This window comes from Pseudomonas sp. BB438 (assembly GCF_057180225.1).
In genome coordinates this window covers 3,263,259-3,283,390 of sequence record NZ_CM170001.1, presented here as the reverse complement: position 1 = coordinate 3,283,390, position 20,132 = coordinate 3,263,259, and the positions used below count along the sequence as shown (strand labels likewise).

The following is a 20,132-nucleotide window of genomic DNA, read 5'->3' as shown; positions in this document are numbered from 1 at the left end:
ATAATTCGTCTCACCAGCAGGACAATCCAATGCAGGACCTCAATGACCTCTTCTATTTCGCCAAAGTGGTGGAGGCCGGCGGATTCGCCGCCGCTGGGCGCCTCCTGGGGCTTCCGAAGTCCCGGCTATCGCGGCGTGTGGCCGAACTGGAAGCACGCCTGGATGTGCGCCTGCTGCAACGCACTACGCGCAAGCTGGCGCTCACCGACCTGGGCGAGCGCTATTACCGGCACTGCCAGGCGATGCTGGTGGAAGCCGAAATGGCCGATGAAGTCGCCGCCCAGTTGAGCGCCGAACCCCGCGGGCGAGTGAAACTGTCGTGCCCGGTAGCATTGGCGGAAACCTCGCTAAACGAGATGCTGCCGGGGTTCCTCGCCGCCTACCCGCAGGTGAACCTGGAGCTGATGCTGACCAACCGCCGAGTCGATCTGCTCAACGAAAGCATCGATGTCGCACTCCGCGTGCGGGCGCCTGGCGATGAGGACCTGTCGCTGATCTCGCGGCGGTTGCGCCTGGCGAAGACCGCGCTGGTGGCTGCGCCCTCGCTGCTCCAGGGCGCCACGTTGCGCACCCCGGAGGACCTGGCCAACCTCCCCGTCCTTGGCGCCATCGACAACGACCGCCGAGTGCACATGAAGCTGAGCGGACCACAGGGCGACGTGCGGGAAGTGGCGCTGGAGGCGCGTCTTGCGGTGGAAGACTTCAACCTTCGCAAGAACGTCGCGCTGGCCGGGCTGGGTGTCACCCTGTTGCCCCTGCACTACTGCACGCAGGAACTGGAGGACGGCCGGCTGGTGCGCGTACTGCCCGCGTGGAGCGAGCCGGAAGCCTACCTGCAGGCTGTGTACCCGCATCGACGCGGCATCCTGCCTGCGGTGCGGGCGCTGCTCGATTACCTGGAGGAAGGCTTCTCGAAGGACGACTGGCCGGTCTGAAGCCGGCCTTCACGCGGAGGGCGCGCCCAGCCCCATCAGTGAGCCGATCCAGCCCAGCAGCCGGCCGCCGCTGAGCCAGTCGATCCAGAACAGCTGGTGCAGCACGACGATGGCCCAGAACACCAACTGGAACGACACCTTGCGCGTCTTGTGGCGGAACACCTGCTGGGCCAGGAACGCGCCCGGCCAGCCGCCGAGCAGTTCCAGCAGGTGCAGGCTCTGTTCGGGAGTGCGCCAGTCGTTGCGCTCCGCACTGCGCTTGTCGCGCCAGTAGGCGAGGAAGGCCAGAGCGCTGAAGACCGGATAGAGCAGCAGGAACCAGACGACGTAACTGTCTTTCAGCCAGATCACCGAGCCAATGACGGGCAACACCAGCAGCGCCGCCAGGATCACCAGCGCGCGCCCAACCGAACGCTTCGGCGCACTGGGGAAGGCAACTTCACGGCCGCTGCGAACGCGCTCACGGGTGACGGTGGTGGTGGGCTTGCGGCGAATCGCCGGGGTGTCGATAGCCAGCCCTGCAAGGCGCGCGTGGGCGGCCCGGGGGCGGCCGTCCTTGCCAACGCCTTCGATGTAGGAGACCGGGTCACCCGCTTCCGGGCGGCGATCTCCACGGAAGTCGGAAATATGCAGGAAGACTTCCTTGCCACCGGACTGAGGGCGGATGAAACCGAAGCCCTTGTCGTCGTCCCAGCGGCTGATGGTGCCGTTCTTTTCCACGTTCACTCGCTAATCGGATCAGGGTTTGACGCTGCTCCAGTCGATCAGGGCGAACTGCCAGGTCGCCAGGATCAGCAGGCCGAACACGATACGGTACCAGGCGAAGGCCGCATAGCTGTGGTTGGCGATGAACTTGAGCAGCCCGCGCACGGCGATCATGGCGAAGATGAACGAGGTGACGAAGCCGATGGCGAATACCGGCAGGTCCGACGGCTGGAAGATATCGCGGTACTTGTAGCCCGAATACACCGCAGCACCGACCATCGTCGGCATGGCCAGGAAGAACGAGAACTCGGTGGCCGCCTTGCGCGACAGGCCGAACAGCAGGCCGCCGATGATGGTGGCACCGGAGCGTGAAGTGCCGGGAATCAGCGCCAGGCACTGGCAGCAGCCGATCTTCAGCGCCTGCTTCCAGCTCATGTCGTCGACGGTTTCGGCATTGGCCACGTGCTGGCGCTTCTCGGCCCAGAGCATGATGAAACCACCCACCACCAGCGCCACGGCCACGGTGACGGGATTGAACAGGTAATGGTGGATGTAATCGGCGAAGGCCACGCCCAGCACGACCGCCGGGAAGAAGGCGATCAGCAGGTTGACGGTGAAGCGTTGCGCCCTGGGCTGGGTCGGCAGGCCACAGACGATATCGAGGATCTTGCGGCGGAACTCCCAGACCACCGCGAGAATGGCCGCCAGCTGAATGATGATGTTGAAGGCTTCGGCGCGTTCGCCGCCAAAGCCGATGAGGTCTGCCACGATGATCTGGTGGCCGGTGCTGGAGATCGGCAGGAATTCGGTAAGCCCTTCGACGACGCCAAGAATGAAGGCCTGAAAGGCACTCCACAGATCCATATTTCTTCCCCCGCGAGGCACGCGTGCTCGCATGTTTCTAATGGTTTTGTTCCGCTGCCTGCTCCTGGCGCGCTAGCGCCGCAGCGGCGTCGGCATGCTAATGCATTGGCCGAATGACGCTACGAAATTCACAAAAATTTCTCTAATTCGGCACCGACAGCGAAGGCGTTGGCGCTTCGGCAGAATCGCTCTGCGTTCTCTCGCCAGGCAGATGCAGACAACCGCGATCCCGGCCGGTTCGCGCCATCATGCAAAATGCCTAATCCATTGAAAAGCCTGCAGTACTCAAGTACCAAAAAGCCTACATATCCCCTGTCGGTGTTACCCAGGCGAAACACTCGAATCGCCGCAAACGCCAGCCGGCTGCACTTCGCCCTGCCCCGCCCAATGTTATGTATCAGGCGCGCAACAGAATTCGCCACTGCCGGGAGATGAGCCCCAATCCAGGGGTCGCGCCAGTCTTTCGTACGCGCGTGCTGTATCGATACGGAAACAGGCGCCCCGTGATGGCTCGCATGGCGTAACGCCATGTCATTGATTCTCAATAGCTGATCAAAAGCGGCACGCCCCCTGCTCCGCCTTGGTACCGCTGGTTAGGGCTCAGCGCACCAAGAAGGAACCGCCATCATGGGGAACATCGACTCACGGATAGTCGGCATTCTCGCCACGCTCGCTTGCGGCGCGGCCAGCGTCCCATTGTGCCCGCTGGTACAGGCTGGCGACGGCACCATCGTCCTGCAACGCCAGGTGCAGCCACGCGTTGCCACTCGGCCGACCGACATCCCCGACCCACACCCGATCACCGTCAACCCGAACATCTCCGAGCAGGTCGTGCGCCAGACCGGCAACGCCGAACTCAGTGACAGCGATTTCGCTGGCGTCACCAGCGGCTCGAGCCTGCAGCGGCACATCATGCCCGGCGGCCAGCTGGTGGGCATGGACAATGGCAGCAACCAGTCTCTCAACGGAAACGGCATGGGCGTCGGCGCGGCCGGCGGCGGTGCCGGCATCTCCAACTCGGTGAACCGTACCGTCCAGCAAGGACTCTCTCCCCTGCGCATGCTGACGGGGGACCGCTGAGATGAACCTCCCCCTGCTCGCTCTCCCGCTGTTCCTGTGCAGCGTCCCGGCCCTGGCGGCCGACCCATCCTCGGTGAACAACGCCACCATCGACAGCGCCGTGCGCAATTACAGCGGCGTCGCCAGCGTGAACCAGGCCGCCGGCGACGCCCAGCAGCAGGCCAACGGCCGGGCAATTGCCATCGGCAGTAACGCCCAGGCCTCCACCCAGTTCCGGCAGACGGTCAACGCTTTCGTCGATCCGAGCCAGGCAGCGGCCGCCAGCATCACCGGCAACGCCTTCACCAATGGCAACGGCGCACTGGGTGTGAACCAGGCCGCCGGGGCAGCCAACCAGCAAGTGAACGCCATGCGGATCAGCGTCAGTGCCATTCCGCAGAACGTCGATGACAGCGTGCTTTCCCAGCAGAACGTTGCGCTGCCAATGAACTCAGGCTCGGTGGACACCACCACGGGTAGCCGGCAGGTCGTCACCAGCGACCAGGCCTTTGCCGGCAGCCGGGGTGTCGTCCAGATGAGTCAGAGCGCCGGGGTCGGCAATCGTATTGCCAACACCCTGAGCATCCGGGTCGCGGATTGACCCACGCCAACTCCTAAAACACTAAGCACGCCAACAAGCAAGGAGATACACCATGAAACCGACAATGGCTCTCAAGCCACTGGTTTTCGCCGTCGCAGCGGTCATGGCTGTAGCAGTGCACGCGGATAACCGTAACAACAACGGACATGGTCACGGCCACGATAACGGCCACGGTCATGAACAACATCAACCCAAAACGCCGTATGACCCCTACCAGGACCGGCGGATCGACGCAGGCGCCAGCGCAGACGTCAAGGACACCCAGGAAAGCAGCGAAAATACCGTCGTCAACATGGGCACCAAGAACACCGGCAACGTAGACGGATCGCTTGGGGAAGCGTCCGGCAACGTCGGTGTCAACGTGGCCGGCGGTGATATGAACCAACAGGCCAATGCTGCCGCCCTGGCGACCGCGGATGAAAAATTCATCTTCGGCTACGCCCACGCCTCGACTGACGTCACCCAGAACAACACCGGCAACACCGCCTGGAACTTCTCCACCGCCAACAAGGCGACGCTGAGCAATTCGGCGAACGGCGCCTCGGGCAACATCGGCATCAACGTGACCGCCGGCAACTACAACCAACAGAAAAACGACATGGCTGCGGCCGTCTCCGGTGGCGCCACTGCCGAATCCTCCAGCAGCGCGACTCAGACCTCATCGGGCAACACGGTCGGCAACGTGGCCTTCCTGACCTACGACAAGGAAACCCTGAAGTCCGAGTTCAAGGCCACGGGTACCTACAAAGGAGCCGGTACCGGGTATGTGGTCGACGAGTCCGGCTACGGTGGTCACAACAACGACAGCCGCAACAGTGGCGGCGGCAGCAAGACCGACAAGGATCCGCTGTTCTTCGTCGAGGCCGGCACCATCGACCTCAAAGGACAGGCGACCTATCAGGTCCTGGTTCCCACTGGCTGGAAGGACCCGGTCAAGAACGACGCCAACCTGACCAATTCGCTGAACAACGCGTCGGGTAACGTCGGGGCCAACATCGCTGCCGGTGTCGGCAACCAGCAGAGCAACTCGCTGTCCATCGCCGCAGGCTGCAAATCCTGCCTGTAAGCGATACGGCGTAGTCCCTGGAGGCTCCGGCAACGGAGCCTCCTTTCTCCTGAGCTGCCCCCAGGCGTCACGATCATGCGTACGTCCGCCCTGCTTTTGCTCGCCCTTTTCAGCCTCACGACGCAGGCCGCGCAACTGCCCTTCGCCATCCTTCCCGGCGGGACCATGGCCTACAAGCACGTCGAGAGCATCCGCGAGCGCAAGTTCAGCAACCTGGTTCAGCAGAAGACCGACTTCAGCTGCGGCGCTGCCGCACTGGCGACGATCCTCCGCCAGGCCTACGCGCTGGACGTGGACGAGGAATTCGTGATCAAGGGGATGCTGGTCCGGGCCGACCCGGAGCTGGTGCGTACGCAGGGATTCTCCATGCTGGACATGAAGACCTACCTCGAAGGCATTGGCATGCGCGCCCGCGGGTACCGAATCCCGGCCGCCTCTCTGGAGAAGCTGACGATCCCGGTGATAGTGCTGATGGATATCCGTGGCTACAAACACTTCGTCGTGATGCAACGTGCCTTCAAGGGCTACGTCTACATCGGCGACCCGGTGCTGGGCCACAAGCGCTTCACCCAGGAAGATTTTCTCAAAGGCTGGAACGGCATCATTTTCGCCGTCATCGGTCCGGGCTACCAACAGGCCAACGCGCTGATGAACCCGCCCGATCCACTGACGGCCAGGGACCGACTCAATGCCTTCCGCCCGGTCAAGGATGCAGAGCTCATGGAATTCGGATTCATCCAGAGCGACTTCCTCTGAGACCGCACAAGAACGGAAGGCAGGAATCCTTCCGGGGAGAACCCTAATGAAAGTGATCCCGCTGCTTGCCGCCACCTGCCTGGTGGCCTGCCTGCCCGCCCAGGCCGAGAGCGTCTTCCGGCCGATCGAACTCAAGGACCAGGAACTGGCCCAGCTTCGCGGCAAATACGTGATGCCGGGCCGGGTCATCAGCTTTGGCATCGTCATGAGCAGTACCTGGAAGAACGCCGTGGGCGACAACATCGGCGCCAGGGTCAGCATGCAGATCCAGGAATCCACCATCAAACCGCAGTTCTACGTCACCACCATCGACGAGAAAGGCAACGGCGCGACGCCGGCTGCCGGCACCGGAACCGTCAGCGGCGGCGCCGGACTCAACCAGACCCAGGGCGTCACCCAGAGCGTCCGTTCCGCAGGCGATTACAACACTGCGTCCAACAACGTCAGCATCGACGTGAAGGAAGCCGACCAGGCACCCGCCGTCGCCCAGCAAGGAACACCGCTCAACGGGGCGATCAGCGCCAGCAACGGCGCCGGCACCGTGAGCGTGACGCCGGGCAACGGCGGCATCCAGCTGGCGATCAACGCCAACGGCCAAGGCGCCAGCATGCAACAACTGGCCGCCGGCGGACTGCTCCAGGCCGCGCAGATGGTGGGTGGAAATAATGCCGTCAACAACCTGGCACAGCTCAACGTAGTCCTGAAAAACAACCTTCCGTCGACTGGCGTGCTGGACTGCAATCTCGACCAACTCAAAGGGCTTCGCACCATGGGTATGTGATCTACGCTCCAGTGCGACTGTGAGGTCCAACCTATACGTCAAGGACAGCGCGCCATGCACCGATCGCTAACGCTAGGAACTGCAATCTGTGTATCCGCATTACTCCCCTCGGGCTTCGCCGCTGCGGCGACCGAAGCCGAGGTGGAGGCGTTGAAACAGGAGCTGCTGGAGCTCAAGCAGCGCTACGAAGCCCAGCAGAACGCCCTGATGGTGCTGGAGCAACGGGTCAGGCAGGTCGAGGAAGCGCCCGCCACCCCTGCCCAGCCCAAGCGCCTGGTCACTGCGACCGGCAAGCCGACACCGCCAGGAACCGGCAACACCGTGGCCTCCAGCGGCAGTTCCTACGGCGAATCGCTCAAGGACGATGCCAGCCCACCCAAGAGCGTGGAGAACCTCTACGACGAAGCGAGCGGCTTCTTCGGCAATGGCGCCTTCAGCTTCGAGACGGGCCTTACCTACACCCACTACGACACGAAGCAGCTGATCCTCAACGGCTTCCTCGCGCTGGACACGATCTTCCTGGGCAACATCGGCGTGGACAACATCAAGGCCGACAACTGGACCCTGGACCTGACCGCCCGCTACAACTGGAACAACCGCTGGCAGTTCGACATAAACGCTCCCGTGGTGTACCGCGAGAGCACCTTCGAGTCAGCCGGCGCCGGGAACTCCACGGCGCAATCCACCGACGAAACCGTCACCCGCGACCCGACCCTGGGCGACGTCAACGTCGGTATCGCCTACAAGTTCATGGACGAAACCGAGTCGCGCCCCGACGCGGTGGTCAGCCTGCGGATCAAGGCACCCACCGGCAAGGAGCCCTACGGCATCAAGCTCAAGCGCGCCTCGGACAACGACAACCTCAACGTGCCCGAGTCCCTGCCCACCGGCAATGGCGTCTGGTCCGTCACCCCCGGCATCTCGCTGGTCAAGACCGTGGACCCGGCCGTGCTGTTCGGCAGCTTCTCCTACACCTACAACCTCGAGGAATCCTTCGACGACATCAGCCCCACCGAGGGCGTGAAGCAGAAAGGCAAGGTCGATCTCGGCGACTGGTTCCAGATCGGTGCGGGCGTGGCCTTCGCCCTCAACGAGAAGACCAGCATGTCGTTTTCCTTCTCCGACCTGATCGCCCAGAAGAGCAAGATCAAGGCCGACGGCGGCGACTGGACCACCGTCACCGGCAGCGACGCCAATGCGGCGTACTTCAACTGGGGCCTGACCTACGCCTGGAGCCCCAACCTGACCATCGTGCCGAACCTGTCCATCGGCATCTCGCCGGATGCGCCGGATTTCAGCTTCAGCGTGAAATTCCCGTATTACTTCTGACGGCTCGGCTGTCCAAACGCAAAGGCCCCTGTTCGGGGCCTTTGTCATTCTGCGTCCGCAGGAGCGGACCTTGGGCGGTTTGCGAACAAGCTCGCTCCTACGAAAAGCAGCCCCTCGACGGTTCCGGCGCTAAAGGCTTCCAGAGAAATATCCGCACACGCCGAACGCCCCGTTCTGGAGGCCTCGTTGAAGCAAAGTTCCGGGGGTTGAGTGGCATGGATGCCGCGAGAGCTGCGATGGGTCAGGGATGGCCCTTCGCAGCGGGCTCCTGAAACTTCGTTTCAACGAGGGAATTTTTCGCCTAAGCGAAAAACCGGATGTCCGGGGCAAGACTTTTGGGTTCCTGGGAGGGCGGCTATCCGACGTTTGCCAAAAGGGACTCGCCCGAGGGGGGCGGAACGCGGAGGAAATGGGGAAGGCAGGCGGGACGAATCCGCGTCCGCCCGCCGTACCGGCCACCCCGCCCTAGCGCAACTGATGCTTGTGCAGCAAGCGATAGAACGTCGGCCGCGAAATACCCAGCATCCGCGCCGCCACGCTGAGGTTGTCGCCATGCCGGGCCAGCGCATCGCACATGGCCTGGCGCTCGGCGCCACGCTTGTACTCCTCCAGGGTCACCAGCGGCAGGTGCGCCGCGCGACCCTTCTCACGCTCCAGGCCCAGGTCGCGGGCCTCGATCTGTCGGCCCTCGGCCAGCACCAGGCCACGCCGAACCCGGTTCGCCAGCTCGCGCACGTTGCCCGGCCAACTGTGCTCGGCCATCGCCGCCAGGGCGTCGTCCGAGAAGCGCCGCGGACGGCGGCCGGTCTCGACGCTATACAGGTGGGCAAAATGATTGGCCAGCAGCGCCAGGTCACCATTGCGTTCGCGCAGCGGTGACGTGGACACCTGAAGGACATTGAGCCGGTAGTAGAGATCCTCGCGGAACTGCCCCGCACGAATCGCCTGCTCAAGGTCCACGTGGGTCGCCGCCAGCACCCGCACATCGACATCGATCGGCTGGCTGCCGCCAACACGCTCGATCTGCTTCTCCTGCAGCACCCGCAGGAGGTTAGCCTGCAGCTCCAGCGGCAGGTCGCCCACCTCGTCGAGGAACAGCGTGCCGCCGTTGGCCTGTTCGAAACGACCGATCTTGCGCTGGTGCGCCCCGGTGAACGCGCCCTTCTCGTGGCCGAACAGCTCCGACTGGATCAGCGCTTCCGGCATCGCGCCGCAGTTGATCGCCACGAACGGCCGTATCGCCCGGCGCGACTGGCGGTGCAGCGTGCGCGCCACCAGCTCCTTGCCGGTGCCGCTCTCGCCGCGGATCAGCACGGGCGACTCCGTCGGCGCGAACTTCGCCAGCAGCTTGCGCAGCTCGCGCACGTCGCGGCTTTCGCCCAACAGCTCGTGTTCGTGCTCATCGCTGTGCACGCTGCCGCGCCCACGCAGGCGCGCCATGCCGAACGCGCGGCCGAGCGTGACCTGCACCCGCGCCACATCGAACGGCAAGGTATGGAAATCGAAGAACCACTCACTGACGAAATCGCCGACTTCATTGAGCGGCAAGCTGTCCGGGCTGAGCACGGCTATCCACTCCGTGCCGCTGCGGCTGATGAGTTCCTTGACGGACTCCCGGCGCTCTAGATGCCGGGGTTGCAGACGCAGCAGGCCGACATCGCAACCGCGATTGCTGGCATTGTCCAGCTCGCAACTGTCGACTTCCCACCCTGCTGCTCGTAGTCCGGGTAACAGCCTGCGGCAGTCGTCGCACGGATCGACCACCAGCAGGCGACGAAGATTCGTGGCTGCCTCGAGCATGCTCCCTTCCTTGGCGCCATTATTTTGAAAAACTTTATAAAACAGTCGGTTGGCGCTCCAATTTGTAACGCTAGCAATATATTGACGCAGCCCATCGACCGTTTTCCTATAAGGTCAATGCCGAATCGATCTCACCACCCGCGCCCGCGCCGCTTGACTTCCAGTCGCCGCACGAACTCCTCCAGTACCAACTTGTAGAGGTCGTCCCCCAGGTAGACATCCTCCACCCCGCAGTCGATGTTCGGGTTGTCGTTCACCTCGATCACCACCACCCGCTCACCGGCCTGTTTCAGATCCACGCCGTAGAGCCCGTCGCCGATCAGGTTGGCGGTTTTCACCGCCAGCTCCACGACCTTGCGTGGTGCCTCGTGGACGGCCATGGTGCGGAAATCTCCACTGACTTCCTGGGCATCCGGACTGTGGTCGTAGATCTGCCAGTGCCCCTTGGACATGAAATACTGGCAGGCGAATATCGGCTTCTGGTTCAAGACGCCGATCCGCCAGTCATATTCGGTATAGAAGAACTCCTGGGCGAGCAGCAGCACCGAGCGTTCGAACAGTTCGGCGCTGGCCTTGAGCAGTTCATCCTGGCTGGTCACCTTGATTACCCCGCGGGAAAAGCTGCCGTCGGGAATCTTCAGCACCAGCGGGAAGCCCAGGCGTTCGCCAACCTTCTCCAGTTCCTGCGGGTTGTCCTTGTAGAGGATTTCGGTGGCCGGCATGCCCAGCTTGTGGCTGCGCAGCAGGTCGGCCAGGTAGACCTTGTTGGTGCAGCGCAGGATCGATACCGGGTCGTCCATCACCACCATGCCCTCGCTCTCGGCCTTCTTGGCGAAGCGGTAGGTGTGGTCGCTGACGCTGGTGGTCTCGCGGATCAGCAGTGCGTCGTATTCGGCCAGGCGCGAGTAGTCCTTCTTCTCGATCAGCTCGACGTCGATGCCGAGGCTGCGGCCGATGCGGATGAAATTCTTCAGTGCCTTGCGATCGGACGGCGGGAAGGCTTCCTCCGGGTCGTGGAGGATCGCCAGATCATAGCGGTACTGCTTGCGCGAACGCGGCTTGCGCCAGATCTGCCGGCTGAAGCCATCCAGCGCGTTGGCGAACAGCTCCTCCTGGTCCTCGCGCAGCTTATGAATGTTCCCGGGCTTCACGCCTTCGATGTGCCAGCCCCGGTTCTTGCGAAACTCCACCAGCAGCATCGGGCACGGCAGCGCCTCGAACAGCTGGCGCCCAAGGTCCTGCAGCGGTTCGATATCGGTGCGGCCGAAATACAGGGTCAGCGTGAAGCCGTCGGTGCTGCCGTAGGGATGGTCGGCCAGCGCCTTGTCGAGGGTCTTCTCCAGGTCTTCCAGCGCCAGGCTGTAGAGTGACTTCTTCGCCAGCTCGCTGATGCTGCGCACCGACGGAATCACCTTGTGCCCGCGCGCCTCGGCCAGCAACGAGCAGTAGTAGCCGTGGCCGAGGTACTTGTAGTTGCGGCACAGGTTGATCACCTGCACGCGCTTGCCGTTGTCGTCGTCGATGGGCATCTCCAGGTATTCCTGGGCGGTGACCACATCGTCACTGGGGTAGTAGGACGCCCAGTCTTCCTTGCGTTCCACGATGATGAACAGCTTGCTCACGACACCTCCGAAGCCGGCTGGCGCGCTTGCCGCGCCCTGCCCCTGGGACAATACTGATTGAGCTTCGACCGCACGACGCTACGCCCGTTCGCAGCCAGCACCGGACACGGTGCGCCCCGCAGATTAACGAATGCTTACTCTATGAAACTCCAGTTCCGTGCCGCTTCAGCCGACGACCTGCAAGCCCTGGTCGAGATGGAAAACCGCTGTTTCGAACAGGATCGCCTGTCACGCCGCAACTTCCAGTGGATGATCACCCGCGCCCATGCCAGCCTCACCGTCGCCGAGTCGGACGGCCAACTGCTGGGCTACGCCCTGGTGCTGTTCCACCAGGGCACCTCGTTGGCACGCCTGTACTCCATCGCCGTGGACGAACGTGCCCGCGGTATCGGCCTGGGCCAGAAGCTGCTGGACCGCGCCGAGGTCGAAGCACTGGAGAACGACTGCGCCTACCTGCGCCTGGAAGTGCGTCCGGACAACCGGGGCGCCATCGCCCTCTACGAGCGCAACGGCTACCGCCCGTTCGCCACGGTGCGCGACTACTACGAGGACCATAGCGAAGCCCTGCGCTTCGAGAAGCGCATCCGCCACATCAACGAACGAACCCACCGCCACGTGCCCTATTACCGGCAGACCACCGAGTTCACCTGCGGGCCCTCGGCCCTGTTGATGGCGATGGGCGCGCTGGAGCCGGGGCGGCGCCTGGACCGCCGCGAGGAACTGCGCCTGTGGCGCGAGGCGACCACCATCTACATGACTGCCGGCCACGGCGGCTGCAGCCCGCAGGGCCTGGCGCTGGCGGCGCTGCAGCGGGGTTTCCGCGTACGCCTGCTGCTGTCGGAGGACGGCCCGCTGTTCCTCGATGGTGTGCGCAGCGAGGAAAAGCGCGAGGTGATGCGCCTGGTCCACGACGACTTCAGCGAGCGACTGGCGCAGAGCGACGTCGAGCAGTTGCTGGTCAACCAGTTGGACATCGAGGGCGCGCTGGAGGCCGGCGGCCAACCAATGGTGCTGATCAGCAGCTACCGGTTGACCCGCTCCAAGGCGCCGCACTGGGTGGTGGTCACTGACTGCGACGAGGATTTCGTCTATCTGCACGACCCGGACGTCGACCACAGCCAGCATCGCGAACCGCTGGACTGCCAGCACATCCCCGTGAGCCACGGCGAATTCGAGCAGATGAGCCGCTTCGGCCGCAGCAAGCTGCGCGCCGCGGTGATCCTCTATACGCGTGGCAGCTAACCGGCCAGCGCCTCGCCGCCGACCCGCAGCACCCCGGCGTCGATCGCCAGGTGCACCAGTTCGGCGTGGGACACCACCTGCAGCTTCTGCTTGAGCAAGGTGACGTGGTTGGAGACGGTCTTCGCACTGATGCACAGGTGCTCCGCCACCTGCCGCACCGGCAGGCCACGGGCGAGCATCACGAAGATTTCGAACTCGCGCTGGGTCATGCCTTGCAGGCGCGGATCCTGGCCGTCGGCGCCCTGCGGCTGACGGGCGAGCTGGGTGGCCAGCGGCTGCTCGATGTAGGCGTGGCCAGCCAGGATCCGCCGCACCGCCTCCACCAGCACCGCCGGCGACGCCCCCTTGGTGATGTAGCCCGCCGCGCCGGCATCCAGCGCCTGGCGCACCAGGGGCAACTCGTCGTGCATGCTGAAGAACAGTACCCGCAACTGCGGCAGGCGCTGACGCAGGCGGCGGGTGACTTCCAGCCCGCTGATGCCCGGCAGGCCGATGTCGAGAATGACCAGGCTCGGCACGCTTCGCTGAACGGCCTCCAGCGCGGCCTCGCCATCGGCGGCTTCGCTGACTTCCACCTCGGGGATTAACCCGCGCAGCAGCGAGGCGATGCCATCGCGCACCACGAAGTGATCGTCCACCAGCAGAATCTTCACGCGTGTTCTCCTTGCACCAGGCTCTCCGTCAACGGCATCCACAAGCGCAGGGCCAACCCGCCACCAGGACGCCGGCGCAAATGCAGCTCGCCCCCCAGGCAGCGGGCACGCTCGCGCATGGAGCGCATGCCGATGCCGGCCCGCGGCACGCCGTTGCAGCCCCGGCCATCGTCACGCACCCACAGGTACAGCCGATCGCTGCGCCGACGCAGCACCACACGCACATGGCGGGCACCGGCATGCCGGGCGACGTTGGTCAGCGCCTCCTGCAGCAGACGATAAAGATGTGCCTTGGCCACGCTCGGCAGCGCCGGCAGCTGGTCCAGGCGCAGGCGGCAGGTCAGGCCCTGGCTGGCCTGCCACTGTTCGATATGAAGGCGCAGCGCCTCTTCCAGGCTCACCCGTTCCAGTACAACCGGGTAGAGATCGCGTACCAGCGCGCGGAAACTTTCGTTGAGTCCCTGGCAGTGCTGCTCCAGCCGATCGAGGGTAGCGAAGCCGATGCCATCCTGGCTCTCCAGGCTGCGCAGCAGGAATACCTGGGCACGAATGCCCGCGAGGTATTGGCCGATGTCGTCGTGCAATGCCTGGGCAAGTTGCTGACGTTCACGCTCCTGTACCGCCAGCAGCGCGCGGGTCAGCTCGGCGTTCTCGCCGCAGGCGCGCTCCAGCGTCGCCGCCATGCCGTTGAAACCACTGGCCAGGCGCTGCGCCTCAGGCAGGGAATGATCCGGCAGGCGCACCTGGAACTGCCCGCGGGACACATCGTCCAGCGCGCCATGCAACTGCTCCACTACCCGCAAGCCACCCCGCACGGCCCAGCGGATCGCCAGCAGGCTGGCCAGCAACGAAACGCCAAACAACGCCAGCAGCTGCACCAGCGAATCGCGCACCTCGTCGAGTTCGTCGTGCGGGTCGAGGCTCAGCTGCACGCGGCGGCCATCGGCCAGCGTCAGTACGGTCGGCGCCGGCAGGTCGGGATACAGGCGCGCCACCAGCCATTCGTCCAACCCGGAGCGCGCCGCGGGCGCGGCAGCATCCAGCCAGTGCACGCGTACATGACGCAGGCCGGCGGTGAGGTCCGGGTCGAGGCTGGCCGGGTCGCGCTGCGCGGCTTCGCGCAGATAGTCGAGCACCCCGCGCGCCGCATCCATCTCGCGGCGCACGTCGTCGTTGCCCTGATGCACCAGCACCGCCAGGCACACCGCCGCCAGCAGGCCGAAGAAGAGCCCGACCAGCAGGTTGACCCGCCACAACGCCGACATCTAGGGCGCGCCGCGACAGGTCGTGAAACAGCCTACCGGGGTTGTGGGGGCACGCAGTTCCGCCGCCGGCAGGTAGCCGTTGCGGGTATAGAGAAAATCGAAACCGAACAGGCTGAGCATCAGCAGGATCGGCAGGACGAGAGTGACGGCGATACGCATGGCGACGCTCCTCTTCTGGTTCTTGTAGCGCCATCCTAGGACGCGGGCGCGGCGCGCAAACTACTACCTTGGTACTGCCCCAACCGGTACTTTCTGCATATTTGCCGCACCTCGGGCGCTTCCTATGCTGGCCGCACAAGAACTTGTCGACCCAGAAAAGGAGTCGCCCATGCGCCAGTTCGTCCTGCACGGGATGGCCTATCTGCTCGCGGTCGCCTGCGCCGCCTTGTTCAGCCTCGACGCCCGCGCTGAAGCAGCCCCCACCCTGGAGATTCGCATCGGCTACCTGGGCTACACGCCCGACCCCGGCCCACTGCTGTCCAACGTCATTCCCGAACCCACCGACGCCGGCCTGCGCGGCGCGGAGCTGGCGATCACCGACAGCAACAGCACCGGGCGCTTCCTCAAGCACCGCTACAGCCTGGAAGCCGCCAGCACCGATACGCCGGAAAAGCTCCTGGCAGAAGCCCGGCGCCTGCACGATGCCGGCCTGCGCCTGTTCGTGGTCAACGCCCCGGCCGACACGCTGCGCCAACTGGCCGCCGCGTTGCCGGACAGCCTGCTGTTCAACGCCGGCGCCGCCGATGACGAGCTGCGCGCCAGCCAGTGCTCCATGAATGTGCTGCACACCCTGCCCAGTCGGCTGATGCTGACCGACGCGCTCACCCAGTTCCTGGTACTGCGCAAGTGGACACGCTGGCTGCTGATCGTCGGCCAGCGCCCGGAAGATGCCGCCTACGCCAATGCCCTGCGCCGTTCGGCCAAGCGCTTCGGCGCGACGATCGTCGAGGAGAAACCCTTCACCTTCGACAACGACCAGCGCCGCAGCGCCCAGGCCGACATGGCGCTGTTCACCCAGTCCAGCGCGGACTACGACGCCGTGCTGGTGGCCGACGAGCACGGCGACTTCGGCGAGTACGTGCCCTACAACACCTGGCTGCCGCGCCCGGTGGCCGGCACCCAGGGGCTGGTCGCCACTGGCTGGCACAAGACCGTGGAAACCTATGGCGCGGCGCAGTTGCAGAAGCGCTTCGAGGAACACGCCGGGCGCTGGATGAACGATCGCGACTTCGCCGCCTGGATCGCCGTGCGCAGCATCGCCAGCGCGGTCACTCGCCTGCGTGATGCCGACCCGATGGCGATCCGCACGCTATCGCTGTCCCCCGACCTGCCGCTGGACGGTTTCAAGGGCTACAAGCTCGGCTTCCGACCCTGGGACGGCCAGCTGCGCCAACCGATCCCACTGGTACAACCGCGCGCACTGGTCAGTACTTCGCCACAGGAAGGCTTCCTGCACCCCGCCAGCGAACTCGACAGCCTCGGCCTCGATGCACCGGAAAGCCAGTGCCACCTTGCTGAAGCCACGCCATAAGAAGAACGCCCATGAGGACCCTGCCCATGCCCCGCCTGCTTGCCCTCTCCTGCCTGAGCCTCGCCCTCGGGCTGGTGCCTGCGGCCTTCGCCGCCACCGCCTATGTGTCCAACGAGAAGGACAACAACCTCAGCGTCATCGACCTGGACACGATGACCGTCACCGGCACTATCGACACCGGCAAGCGCCCGCGCGGGCTGGCGCTGTCCCATGACAACAAGCTGCTGTATATCTGCGCGAGCGATTCGGACACCGTGCAGGTGCTGGACCTCGCCACCCGCAAGATCATCAAGCAGTTGCCGTCGGGCGCCGACCCCGAGCAGTTCGCCCTGCACCCCAATGACCGCTGGCTGTATGTCTCCAACGAGGACGATGCGCTGGTCACCGTGGTCGATACGCAGACGGCCCAGGTACTCGGGCAGATCGACGTAGGCGTCGAGCCCGAAGGCATGGCGGTGAGCCCGGACGGCAAGTGGGCGGTGAACACCAGCGAGACCACCAACATGCTGCACTGGATCGACACATCGACCCAGACGCTGGTGGACAGCACCCTGGTGGACCAGCGCCCGCGCCATGCCGAGTTCACCCACGATGGCTCGCAGGTCTGGGTTTCCGCGGAAATCGGCGGCACCGTCAGCGTGGTCGACACCGCCAGCCGCAAGATCCTCAAGACCCTGCGTTTCGCGATCAAGGGCGTGCACCCGGACAAGGTGCAGCCGGTGGGCGTGCAACTGACGCGGGATGGCAAGTACGCCTTCGTCGCCCTCGGCCCGGCCAATCATGTGGCGGTCGTGGATGCGAAGACCTTCGAAGTCCTCGACTACCTGCTGGTGGGCCGCCGCGTCTGGCACCTGGCGTTCACCCCGGACGAGAAGACCCTGCTGGCCACCAATGGCGTCAGCGGCGACGTCTCGGTGATCGATGTCGACTCGCGCAAGGTCACCCGGTCCATCAAGGTCGGCCGCTACCCCTGGGGCGTGGTGGTGACGCCATGAACGCCCTGACAGTGACAGGGCTCGGCTTCTCCTACGGCGCGCGGCGCGCCCTCGACGGCCTGGAGTTCGTACTGCCTGCCGGGCGCTTCACCGCGTTACTCGGGCCCAACGGTGCCGGCAAGTCCACCCTGATCGCCCTGCTCACCCGTCTCTACGACCTGCAGCAGGGCGAGATCGACGTACTCGGCTGCAGCTTGCGCCGCCAGCCGCGCCTGGCACTGCGGGAGCTGGGCGTGGTGTTCCAGCAGAGCACCCTGGACCTGGACCTCAGCGTGGAGCAGAACCTGCGCTACCACGCCGCCCTGCACGGCCTGCCGCGCAGCGTGGCAAACGAGCGGATCGACGCCGAACTGGGCCGCCAGCAGTTGCACGAGCGACGCCGCGACAAGGTTCGCGCGCTCAACGGCGGTCACCGCCGCCGTGTGGAAATCGCCCGCGCCCTGCTGCATCGCCCTCGCCTGCTGCTGCTCGACGAAGCCAGCGTCGGCCTCGACCCGGCAGCGCGCCAGGCACTCAACGAACATGTGCGCCGACTGTGCCGCGAGGATGGCCTGGCAGTGCTCTGGACCACCCACCTGCTCGATGAGGTGCGCGACGACGACGCGCTGCTGGTGCTCGATCGGGGTCGGCTGGTCGCCCGTGGCGAGGCCCGGGATATCTGCGCGCCGGATGCCGGCAACCTGGAACGCACCTTCGACCGCCTGACCCGCCTGGAGGCCTGCGCATGAGCGCCGTGGAACACCCGCGCTTCGGGCCAGCGGCCTACTGGCAGTGCCTGCGCGGCATCGTCGTGCGCGAATGCCTGCGCTTCGTCCTGCAGCGTTCGCGCTTCCTCAGCGCGCTCGTGCGTCCGCTGCTCTGGCTGCTGGTGTTCGCTGCAGGCTTTCGCGCCGCGTTGGGCATCTCGATCATCGAGCCGTACGACACCTACGTCACCTACGAGACCTACATCGTACCGGGGCTGTGCTGCATGATCCTGCTGTTCAACGGCATGCAGGGTTCGCTGTCGATGGTCTACGACCGCGAGATGGGCAGCATGCGCGTGCTGCTGACCAGCCCGCTGCCCCGGGCTTTCCTGCTGGCCAGCAAGCTGCTGGCCACCGCGCTGGTGTCGTTGCTGCAGGTCTACGCCTTTCTGCTCATCGCCTGGCTCTACGGCGTGCAGCCGCCGCCGTCGGGCCTGGTCACGGCGCTGCCGGCGCTGTTGCTCGCCGCCCTGCTGCTGGGAGCGCTGGGGCTGCTGCTGTCCAACGGCATCCGCCAGCTGGAGAACTTCGCCGGGGTGATGAATTTCGTCATCTTCCCGCTGTTCTTTCTCTCCTCCGCGCTCTACCCGCTGTGGAAGATGCGCGAGGCGAGCCAATGGCTCTACTGGCTGTGCGCGCTGAATCCCTTCAGCCACGCCGTCGAACTGGTGCGTTTCGCCCTCTACGAGCGCTTCAACCTGCTGGCCACCGGCGTCTGCCTGGGCCTGACGCTGCTTTTCGCCGCGCTCGCGGTGCTGACCTTCAACCCGCAGCACGCCGCCCTGCGCAAGAGGTAAAGCCTACTACTTTGGTACCGGTTTGCCCCTCCGGACGTCGAATTTCCAAAGCCGCACAGCCGGCATCTAATGGCCACTACAAGAAGAACGAATAGAGATACCGCCATGCCTCGCCTTGCTCCTGTCCTGCCCGGCTGCCTGGCCGCGTGCCTGCTCAGCCTTGTCCTCTGGCTCCCGACTGCGCAGGCCGAAGAGCCGCCGCTGTTTTCCGCCGACGGTTACCGCCAGACCCAGTACCGCAGCCCGACGCCCCCTTCCGCCGACCACGCCACCACCCTCGATACCCCGGCCCTGCAGGCGTTGCTCAAGCGCGAGCCAAAGACCCGCCTGGTGGACGTCTACCGCCGCACCTTTCTCAATGGCCAATTCATCGAGGATGAAAAGCACCGCAACCTGCCTGGCAGCCTGTGGCTGGCCAACGTCGGCACCGGCACCCTGGAGCCGCAGTGGCAAGCCTATCTGGAGCAGAACCTCTCCCGTCTTACCGAGGGCGATGCCACACGCCCACTGGTGTTCTATTGCCGCTCCGACTGCTGGATGAGCTGGAACGCCATCCGCCGCGCACATGCGCTGGGCTACGCCAGCCTCTACTGGTACCGTGACGGTATCGATGCCTGGGAACAGGCCGGACTGCCCCTGCAGGACGCCCAGCCGCAACCCCTGAAGTAATTTGCGATCACCGCCCATAACGACAACAACGAGGTGCAGGCCATGTACAAGATCCTGATCGCCGACGATCACCCGCTGTTCCGCGAAGCCATCCACAATGTCATCGCCGACGGCTTCCCCGGCAGCGAAGTGATGGAGACCGCCGACCTCGACAGCGCCCTGGGCCTGACCCAGGAACACGACGATCTCGACCTCATCCTGCTCGACCTGAACATGCCCGGCATGCATGGCCTCAACGGCCTGATGAGCCTGCGCAACGAGGCGCCGACCATTCCGGTGGTGATCGTCTCCGCGGAGCAGGACAAGCAGGTCGTCCTGCAGGCCATCACTTACGGCGCCGTGGGTTTCATCACCAAGTCCTCGCCGCGCGTACAGATGACCGAGGCCATCGAGCAGATCCTCAACGGCAATGTCTACCTGCCGTCGGACATCATCCGCACGCAGAAATCCTCGCCGCGCCGCAGCGGCCAGGACGACCACAGCATCCCGCCGGAACTGCTGCAGGCGCTGACCCGCAAGCAACTGCTGGTGCTGGAGCGGATGACCAAGGGCGAATCCAACAAGCAGATCGCCTACAACCTGGAGATCGCCGAAACCACGGTGAAGGCCCACGTCTCCGCCATCCTGCGCAAACTGAAGGTGCACAACCGCGTGCAGGCCATCCTCTGCGCAAGCGATATCGACTTCACGGCCTACCTTCGTCGCTGAGCCCTCAA

The 20,132-nt window shown here is 64.8% G+C and carries 21 protein-coding genes; 14 read left to right on the top strand and 7 right to left on the bottom strand.

Annotated elements, in window-relative coordinates:
- Positions 1-29: 29 nt before the first annotated feature.
- Positions 30-935 carry a LysR substrate-binding domain-containing protein gene (locus tag AC1ZV1_RS15090; protein WP_484297468.1) on the top strand — a complete coding sequence of 302 codons (906 nt, stop codon included), beginning with the start codon at positions 30-32 and terminating at the stop codon, positions 933-935.
- Between the two features lie 9 nt (positions 936-944).
- On the opposite strand, the gene AC1ZV1_RS15085 is transcribed toward AC1ZV1_RS15090, so the two are convergent.
- On the bottom strand, positions 945-1,655 hold the full coding sequence (locus tag AC1ZV1_RS15085) for a DUF1294 domain-containing protein (protein WP_484297467.1): 711 nt from the start codon (positions 1,653-1,655) through the stop codon (positions 945-947).
- A gap of 18 nt (positions 1,656-1,673) precedes the next feature.
- Positions 1,674-2,504, bottom strand: coding sequence for an undecaprenyl-diphosphate phosphatase (locus AC1ZV1_RS15080; protein ID WP_484297466.1), 831 nt, complete (start codon positions 2,502-2,504; stop codon positions 1,674-1,676).
- A 627-nt stretch (positions 2,505-3,131) separates the two neighbouring features.
- Here AC1ZV1_RS15080 and AC1ZV1_RS15075 point away from each other — a divergent pair.
- The 6 genes from AC1ZV1_RS15075 to AC1ZV1_RS15050 all read left to right on the top strand — a co-directional run bounded on the left by AC1ZV1_RS15075 (position 3,132) and on the right by AC1ZV1_RS15050 (position 8,096).
- On the top strand, positions 3,132-3,584 hold the full coding sequence (locus AC1ZV1_RS15075; protein WP_484297465.1) for a hypothetical protein: 453 nt from the start codon (positions 3,132-3,134) through the stop codon (positions 3,582-3,584).
- Position 3,585: 1 nt separating this feature from the next.
- The gene (locus AC1ZV1_RS15070) at positions 3,586-4,164 is read left to right on the top strand and encodes an adhesin (RefSeq protein WP_484297464.1); all 579 of its coding nucleotides are present in this window, start codon (positions 3,586-3,588) and stop codon (positions 4,162-4,164) included.
- 52 nt (positions 4,165-4,216) lie between these two features.
- Positions 4,217-5,230 (top strand): heme utilization protein, encoded by a 1,014-nt coding sequence (locus AC1ZV1_RS15065; protein WP_484297463.1) that lies wholly within the window; start codon positions 4,217-4,219, stop codon positions 5,228-5,230.
- A 75-nt stretch (positions 5,231-5,305) separates the two neighbouring features.
- Positions 5,306-5,986: a C39 family peptidase gene (locus AC1ZV1_RS15060; protein WP_484297462.1), complete on the top strand. Its 681-nt coding sequence runs from the start codon at positions 5,306-5,308 to the stop codon at positions 5,984-5,986.
- 46 nt (positions 5,987-6,032) lie between these two features.
- Positions 6,033-6,767 (top strand): hypothetical protein, encoded by a 735-nt coding sequence (locus tag AC1ZV1_RS15055; protein WP_484297461.1) that lies wholly within the window; start codon positions 6,033-6,035, stop codon positions 6,765-6,767.
- Positions 6,768-6,821: 54 nt separating this feature from the next.
- The gene (locus tag AC1ZV1_RS15050; protein ID WP_484297460.1) at positions 6,822-8,096 is read left to right on the top strand and encodes a transporter family protein; all 1,275 of its coding nucleotides are present in this window, start codon (positions 6,822-6,824) and stop codon (positions 8,094-8,096) included.
- A gap of 465 nt (positions 8,097-8,561) precedes the next feature.
- On the opposite strand, the gene AC1ZV1_RS15045 is transcribed toward AC1ZV1_RS15050, so the two are convergent.
- Both AC1ZV1_RS15045 and AC1ZV1_RS15040 read right to left on the bottom strand, forming a co-directional pair.
- A complete protein-coding gene (locus tag AC1ZV1_RS15045; RefSeq protein WP_484297459.1) occupies positions 8,562-9,896 on the bottom strand; it encodes a sigma-54 dependent transcriptional regulator in 1,335 nt (444 codons plus the stop codon).
- 131 nt (positions 9,897-10,027) lie between these two features.
- Complete coding sequence (locus tag AC1ZV1_RS15040) at positions 10,028-11,518, bottom strand: RimK family protein (protein WP_484297458.1); 1,491 nt, start codon at positions 11,516-11,518, stop codon at positions 10,028-10,030.
- Between the two features lie 141 nt (positions 11,519-11,659).
- Between AC1ZV1_RS15040 and AC1ZV1_RS15035 the strand changes: the two genes are divergently transcribed.
- The gene (locus tag AC1ZV1_RS15035; protein WP_484297457.1) at positions 11,660-12,760 is read left to right on the top strand and encodes a GNAT family N-acetyltransferase/peptidase C39 family protein; all 1,101 of its coding nucleotides are present in this window, start codon (positions 11,660-11,662) and stop codon (positions 12,758-12,760) included.
- Here the strand turns inward: AC1ZV1_RS15035 and AC1ZV1_RS15030 are convergent.
- The 3 genes from AC1ZV1_RS15030 to AC1ZV1_RS15020 are packed head-to-tail and all read right to left on the bottom strand — an operon-like array spanning position 12,757 to position 14,837.
- Positions 12,757-13,413, bottom strand: a complete 657-nt coding sequence (locus AC1ZV1_RS15030; RefSeq protein ID WP_484297456.1) for a response regulator — start codon at positions 13,411-13,413, stop codon at positions 12,757-12,759. The genes AC1ZV1_RS15035 and AC1ZV1_RS15030 overlap by 4 nt on opposite strands.
- Positions 13,410-14,678 carry a sensor histidine kinase gene (locus AC1ZV1_RS15025; RefSeq protein WP_484297455.1) on the bottom strand — a complete coding sequence of 423 codons (1,269 nt, stop codon included), beginning with the start codon at positions 14,676-14,678 and terminating at the stop codon, positions 13,410-13,412. Before AC1ZV1_RS15025 ends, AC1ZV1_RS15030 begins: the two co-directional genes overlap by 4 nt.
- A complete protein-coding gene (locus AC1ZV1_RS15020; protein ID WP_484297454.1) occupies positions 14,679-14,837 on the bottom strand; it encodes a hypothetical protein in 159 nt (52 codons plus the stop codon). It lies immediately after the preceding gene.
- 169 nt (positions 14,838-15,006) lie between these two features.
- Between AC1ZV1_RS15020 and AC1ZV1_RS15015 the strand changes: the two genes are divergently transcribed.
- The 6 genes from AC1ZV1_RS15015 to agmR all read left to right on the top strand — a co-directional run bounded on the left by AC1ZV1_RS15015 (position 15,007) and on the right by agmR (position 20,124).
- Complete coding sequence (locus AC1ZV1_RS15015) at positions 15,007-16,209, top strand: ABC transporter substrate-binding protein (protein ID WP_484297453.1); 1,203 nt, start codon at positions 15,007-15,009, stop codon at positions 16,207-16,209.
- Positions 16,210-16,235: 26 nt separating this feature from the next.
- Positions 16,236-17,204: a YVTN family beta-propeller repeat protein gene (locus AC1ZV1_RS15010; RefSeq protein WP_484297452.1), complete on the top strand. Its 969-nt coding sequence runs from the start codon at positions 16,236-16,238 to the stop codon at positions 17,202-17,204.
- Positions 17,201-17,932 carry an ABC transporter ATP-binding protein gene (locus AC1ZV1_RS15005; RefSeq protein WP_484297451.1) on the top strand — a complete coding sequence of 244 codons (732 nt, stop codon included), beginning with the start codon at positions 17,201-17,203 and terminating at the stop codon, positions 17,930-17,932. The genes AC1ZV1_RS15010 and AC1ZV1_RS15005 overlap by 4 nt, the downstream gene beginning before the upstream one ends.
- Positions 17,929-18,747, top strand: coding sequence for an ABC transporter permease (locus AC1ZV1_RS15000; RefSeq protein WP_484297450.1), 819 nt, complete (start codon positions 17,929-17,931; stop codon positions 18,745-18,747). The genes AC1ZV1_RS15005 and AC1ZV1_RS15000 overlap by 4 nt, the downstream gene beginning before the upstream one ends.
- Positions 18,748-18,852: 105 nt before the next feature.
- Entirely contained in the window at positions 18,853-19,416 is a 564-nt protein-coding gene (locus tag AC1ZV1_RS14995) for a PQQ-dependent catabolism-associated CXXCW motif protein (RefSeq protein WP_484297449.1), read from the top strand.
- Positions 19,417-19,458: 42 nt separating this feature from the next.
- Positions 19,459-20,124 (top strand): response regulator AgmR, encoded by a 666-nt coding sequence (agmR, locus tag AC1ZV1_RS14990; protein WP_484297448.1) that lies wholly within the window; start codon positions 19,459-19,461, stop codon positions 20,122-20,124.
- Positions 20,125-20,132: the final 8 nt, after the last annotated feature.